This is a genomic window from Campylobacter sp. 2018MI10, assembly GCF_018501175.1.
Taxonomy (GTDB): domain Bacteria; phylum Campylobacterota; class Campylobacteria; order Campylobacterales; family Campylobacteraceae; genus Campylobacter_E.
In genome coordinates this window covers 97,003-103,183 of the sequence record NZ_JAHCZD010000007.1, presented here as the reverse complement: position 1 = coordinate 103,183, position 6,181 = coordinate 97,003, and the positions used below count along the sequence as shown (strand labels likewise).

Annotated in this window: 4 protein-coding genes; 1 reads left to right on the top strand and 3 read right to left on the bottom strand. The window is 23.4% G+C overall.

The genetic code is table 11. From position 1 onward, the window contains the following. On the top strand, positions 1-1,640 hold a 1,640-nt coding region (locus KJR01_RS04740), incomplete at its 5' end, for a hypothetical protein (protein ID WP_214117508.1). A gap of 15 nt (positions 1,641-1,655) precedes the next feature. Here the strand turns inward: KJR01_RS04740 and KJR01_RS04735 are convergent. The 3 genes from KJR01_RS04735 to KJR01_RS04725 all read right to left on the bottom strand — a co-directional run bounded on the left by KJR01_RS04735 (position 1,656) and on the right by KJR01_RS04725 (position 6,068). Next, positions 1,656-2,099: a hypothetical protein gene (locus tag KJR01_RS04735; protein ID WP_214117507.1), complete on the bottom strand. Its 444-nt coding sequence runs from the start codon at positions 2,097-2,099 to the stop codon at positions 1,656-1,658. Between the two features lie 220 nt (positions 2,100-2,319). Beyond that, positions 2,320-4,095: a dynamin family protein gene (locus KJR01_RS04730; protein ID WP_214117506.1), complete on the bottom strand. Its 1,776-nt coding sequence runs from the start codon at positions 4,093-4,095 to the stop codon at positions 2,320-2,322. Beyond that, on the bottom strand, positions 4,092-6,068 hold the full coding sequence (locus KJR01_RS04725; RefSeq protein ID WP_214117505.1) for a dynamin family protein: 1,977 nt from the start codon (positions 6,066-6,068) through the stop codon (positions 4,092-4,094). Before KJR01_RS04725 ends, KJR01_RS04730 begins: the two co-directional genes overlap by 4 nt. Positions 6,069-6,181: the final 113 nt, after the last annotated feature.

Below are 6,181 nucleotides of genomic sequence, written 5' to 3'. Positions count from 1 at the left end.
AAAAACAAGAAGATAAACAAAGCACTACAAATACTAATAAAGTAACAAGTATTACTTTAAGTAGTGATATTAAAGCTGAAAACACTAATTCAAATTCTAAAAATACTTTACAAACTAGTGAGCAAATTGAAATTAAAGAAGAAATTAATAATAAAGTAGTGGCTTTATTAGAAAAAGAAGATGATGAAAATTCTGATAATAATAAAGAAGATGAAGAAAATAATAATAATGACACAAATAAACCAGATATGCCAATAGTTCCTAGTGAGCCTGTTTATAATAAATATTTTTCAAATGCAGACAATAAAAACTATTATTATTCATCAAATACTAGCCTAAGAAGTGGCGATGTTAGACAAGACGCTGCAGAGCTTAATGTGAAAAAAGGTAGTTTAAATATCCTTAGTAATACTAAAAGCGGTAATAATATTACAGATTTTAAAAAAATTAGCGTTACAAATAATCAGCTAAACATATTAAAAACTACAAATGATGCTAATAGTGTTGAAGATTTTTCATATAGTTTAACAGATACTACAATTAGTGGTTTAGATGGATATAGCGATTTAAAATTTAGTGCTAATGATGGAAAAGTAAGTTATACTGCTAATAAAGAAAAATTAGAAGCAAATATTTTAGATGATAGTTTTTCTATGTTAAAAGACACAAGCACAAATTCTAATTATAATGCTATAGATAAAGAGTGGGGTAATTTTACAAATACATTATTTGAAAAAAATAAGGATTATTTCAATGTATCAGATTTAAATAAGGTATTTTATTATGGTTCAAATAAAGCTGCAATGCAGTTAAATCTTAAAAATTCATCTATTGCTTATTATTATGCAGATGCATATGAAGCTAAAAAACTTTATGCTGATTTTAAATATGCAAATCAAATATATTACGAAAACGCAAAGAGTTCAGGAAGTTCTTATGATAAGCAAACTTATGATGTATATAACAAAACCATATCACCTATTAACGGCTCATCTACTTATAATATACAAGCAAATGCTTCTAATGGCATTAAAAATCAAGATTTTGCTTTAAAAGCAGATAAAAATAAAGCAGAAATTAATTTTGGAAGTGTAATTTCTAGTTTGATGGATACTCAATTAGACCCGCAAAATAGATTTCAATACTTTTCTAATGAATTTGATAAATATAAAGATACTTATAAAAGTAAATATTTAGGTGCTGATGAAGATAAGGAATATTTTTATGCAGGTAGTGGAAGCTCAATTAAATTAAATCCCGCTAAGCAAGAAGTAGATAGTTATGTAGTATATGATGGTGGGTATGGAAATATTTTTAGAGTAACTTTTGATAAAAATATCGGAGATGCTACCTATGTTAAAAGAGTTGATGGTAGGGTTCAAGATGTTAAACATTCTCAAAAATTTAATATAAATAGTATTAGAGATGTAAATTCAGGTTATACACTAACAGTAGGCGATAGCAATAATGATTATAATTTTGCAGTGAAGGCTGATAAAGTTGGAGCTATATTAAAAGGCAATTTTAAGATAAATGGAGCTAATCATAACGTAGATTCTGATATTTTAAAATATGTAAATACTTCTGCAGCACATAAATTAGTTAAAGATACTTACGATAAAGCAGTTCAAGGAAAATAATAATTTTTAGGGGAGTTAGATTTGACCTAATTCTCCTAATAAACTTCTTAATTTATCATTTCTATATTTTATTTCTTCACTACATTTCCTAGCAATATCTATGCAAATATTTAAATAATTAGTAGTTTCATCATTTTCAAAATCAATATGTTTAGGATTTTGAATTTTATCTTTATTTACACATCCAAAAATATATGTTATTACATTTAAACTTGGAGTTAGTAATAAATATCTTTTATTATGATACATAATATATTGCTCGTTGCATTGTGTGGTTAATAGTGTGATTATTTCTTGTTTTATTTGTTCGTAAGGAGTATTTGGGAAATCTTTGGCTACTTTTTTGATAAATTTTTCATCATTAATTCTATCTTCTTCACTCTGCAAAAATACACTATCATTTTCAAGTAGTGTTTCAAGTTCTTTTAATATTTCAATAGCTCTAATGTAATCTTTCATTTTACCACCTACTATATTTATTACATTTATATTACATTAAAAAGAAAAATAAAGGTAAATTTTTTAGGTTATTTAATTAGTTTTTTTAATTAAAATAATTTTAATAATTAAGCATTTAGCCTAAATATTAGTATTTTTTATCTTTTATAGTCATAAATATATAAAATAATACATTGAAAATTTAAGTATAAATATTAAATATTTATACTTAAAAGGTCTTTTATATGTCAAAAGTTAAAAAAGAATTTGAAATAATATCTTTAATATTATTTAATTTAATTTGCCTATTATCTAGGCTTTTTGTATGTTTTAGCAGTATTGTATTTAACTCGTTTAGATATTCATTTTTTAATTTTATGATTTCTTTTTTATTTATCAATAGTTCTTCAAATTCAAAAAAACTACAATCAGTAAGCAATCTTTGATAAATTTCATTTTCACTAGGCAAATAAAGCTTAAATTGTTTGCTATCTAGCTCATAAAATTCACGACTTGCATTAATTTTTTCATAAAAAAATGATAGGCTTAATTTAGCTGCGTTTTCGTAATTATTTAATGCTTTTATATTTATTTTTTCAAAAAGCTTATTTAATTTAAGCTCATAATTATTTAAAGCCTTTTCATAATCATTTATAATAAGCTCATCTAATGCTTTATAAAAATCATCTGCTATTGCGTAAAAATCAGCATTTACAAGGTCATTGTAGTTTTTATCTAATTCTTTTGTTTTAGCAATATTTAAAGCATTTTTAAATTCTTTTAAAGGCTTGTGAAAATTATCTAAAAGGTTTAAAAATTGCTCGTTTATTTCTTTTCTAATTTTTAAAAATTGCTTATTAATCGTATCTTTGTTGTAAAAAATACTTAAAAATGTATCATCAGGATTTAAAGTTTTGTATGAATATTCGTTTTTATTAAAGCAATTTTTATGAAATACCCCATCATTTTGGGTATAAAAATAAGCATTTTTTACCTTAAAATTAGTCATAAATTCATTAGCAATCGTCCTTGCTATACTCTTTAAAGCATTTAAAATCTCATCATTAAAGCCACTATAATCAAATTCATTTTTTGCAAGTATTTCTAAATAATTTTTAATTTTACACTCTAATTCTTCAAGGCTTAGTTTAATCTCGCTAATAATTCCTAAAAGCTCATTATTTAATGTTTTTAAAGAAGCTTTTATATTATCTTCTTTAATGCTTGTTTTATTTAGATTTTTTAAAAAATCATAAAAGGCCGAAATATTTGAATCAGGATTATTTTCACTTGCTTGTTTGCAAGAAATTAGCTCAATTTTTTCAAAATACTTAGCAAAAACTTCATTTAAATAATTCTTTAATCTTAATTGCTCGGCTTCGTTTAATTTATCTTTTTGATTAATTAGACAAATCTTTTTTATATTTGGTTTTAATTCTTTAATAGCCTTTTCTTCACTAGCTTTACCAGCACTTTCAGCTAAACTTAGCCAAATTAAAGCATCAAAAGAATTAAATAAATTTTTAGAAAATTCTTCATCAGTAGTATTTGCATTTAGTCCTGGAGTATCAATTAATGTAATATCTTTTAAAAGCTCGTTATTTGTAAAAATATTAATACTTTTAAGCCCATTTAGTTCTTCATTTTGGTCATTTACAATATTGTTTGTAAGTTCGCTTAAGCCGTTTTCAAATTCTGCTAAAACTAAATCATTTAAACCATAATTAATATAAGTAGCAACAACGCTAACAGGTCTTGCTCCTGTAGCTAAAATATCTTTTTTAAAAAGCAGATTTAAAAGTGAGCTTTTACCTGAACTAAATTGTCCTATCACACCAACTTGCAATGGTAGATTATAATGCTTACATAAATTATCAATATTATTAATTAGTTTATTACTAAGCATTAAATTAGGATTTTTTAGAGTGTTTTTTAAGGTTTTTAAATCTCCTAAAAAGCCTTTTTCATAACTTATATTATATTTTTCATTATATTCTTTTAAGACACTTTTTATCATTTTAAATTCTCTTTTATTTCTAATAATTTTTCTATTTTTTGTGTATTTAAGCTCAATAGATTTTCATCGTTAAATTCATTTATATTGATTTTTTCAATGTGATAAATACTAAAAAATTCATTTTTCAAAAACTCATTAGCTAATTTTTTTTGTTCGCTAAAATTAAAAAAATTAAGATTGATATTTAAATAAATCGCATTTAATTTATTATTGATTGCATTTTCACTTTTATCACTTAGCAAATCAAGTTTATTTATGATTTTTTCAAATTCTTCAAATATTTCTTGTAATTTATTTTTATCAAAAATAATTTCACAATCTTTAGTAATATTTAGCTTTGCTTTAATTTCATTAAAATCGTTTAAGAATTTATTACTCATACTTGAGTTAAGCCCATTTAATAAATCTTTAAAACCTTGAAAAATTACATTTCTTACCTTTTCGTTTGAGTAATTTTTGTCATAATTTAATTCATCAAAAATCCTAGCAGCTTGATTTTTTGCTAAAAAGCTTAATTCGTGTGCTTGGATTTTGTAGTCTTTATTTAAGTATTCATTTAGCAATATTTCAAGTTCTTGTTTTAAGGCTAGCTTTTTGGCATTTTCGTTTTGTAGATTTTCTATATTTTTCATATATTCGTTTTTATCTAGCTTTAAAGAATTGTTTATATTGGTTAAAAGCGTAATTTCTAAATCAATTAGATTTTTAAATTTTTCGCTAATGCTATTTATAAATTCTTGTGAGCTAGTAGAATTAAAGCAAACATCATTTAAATAGGCTTTTAAAGCATTTATTTCACCTTTTGAATTGTCTTTTTTAAATTCACTAGCACTTACGCAAAATAGCTCATAATTAGGTGTAATATCTAGGTTTTTAAGCTCATTGTTAAAGCGATTTTTGACATATTCTTTTAATTTAATTTGCTCATCAATACTTATTAAATCACTTTTTGTAAGCACTAAAACTAGCTTTGAATTAGGATTATTTTTAGCAAAACTTGTTAAAAATTCTAAATCTTTAATGCTAAGTGCTTGAGTGCAAGTCATAAGGTATAAAACACAATTAGCAGTTTTTAAAAACTCTAAGCTTTTTTGTTCTCTACTAATTACTACATCATCAAGACCAGGAGTATCTATTATATTTATTTTATTTTTTAAATACTCGTTGTTTAGATGGATTTCAATATCTTTTACAAAAATACTTATGCTAGAATTTGCACTTGTATAATCGTATAATTCGTTTATTTTTACTTCAACGCTTTTATGCTCAACAAAATCAATATTAAAGATTTTATTTAATTCTTCATTCAAACTAGCTTGAGTTTTTAAGGCATTAAATTCTGCTTCATTATAAAAATTTACTTTTATTTTTTCATTTTCATCATAGCTAATTACACTAAGATTTGCTGTTTCAGGTGCATTTGATACACCTAAAAAATCTTGATTTAATAAAGCATTTATTAGGCTACTTTTTCCTGCGTTAAATATCCCGCTAAAAGCTATTTTATAATCTTTGCTAATTAATTGAGTATAAAACTCATCAAGCTTATCTTTAAGCTCATTGCTTAGAATTTGTTGTAAATTTTTATAAATATTTTCAAGTTTATCTTGGCTTTTTTTAAAATTATTATTAAATTCTTTTGATGAATTTATTTTTGTATTTTGAAGATAAGTGAAGATATTTTCTTTTATTTTTAATAATTTTAATTTTTCAAGATAAAAGATTATTTCAAGTGGATTTAAAAGATTATTGTGAATAGAATTTAAAACAGCAATTTGCTTCATTTTAAGCTCAAAAAAACTATCAGTATTTAGGTATTGTTTGTATGTTTTTAGATTTAATAATTCTTTATAATTTAATTCATTAGCACATAAAATTAATGCGGCAAGTTCGGGATTAAAAATATTTTCTTCATAGTTAAAATCAAGATTTCCTAATTCATCATTCCATAAATTTTTTAATAATTCTTGCAATTTAATTCCTTTTTGAAAAGATTTAAAAATCTTAGCTATTAAGACTTAAAGAAGTGTTACAAATAGTAATTAGGAGAAAAATTATCTAGTTTTTGTGTAAAAACTACTCAAAT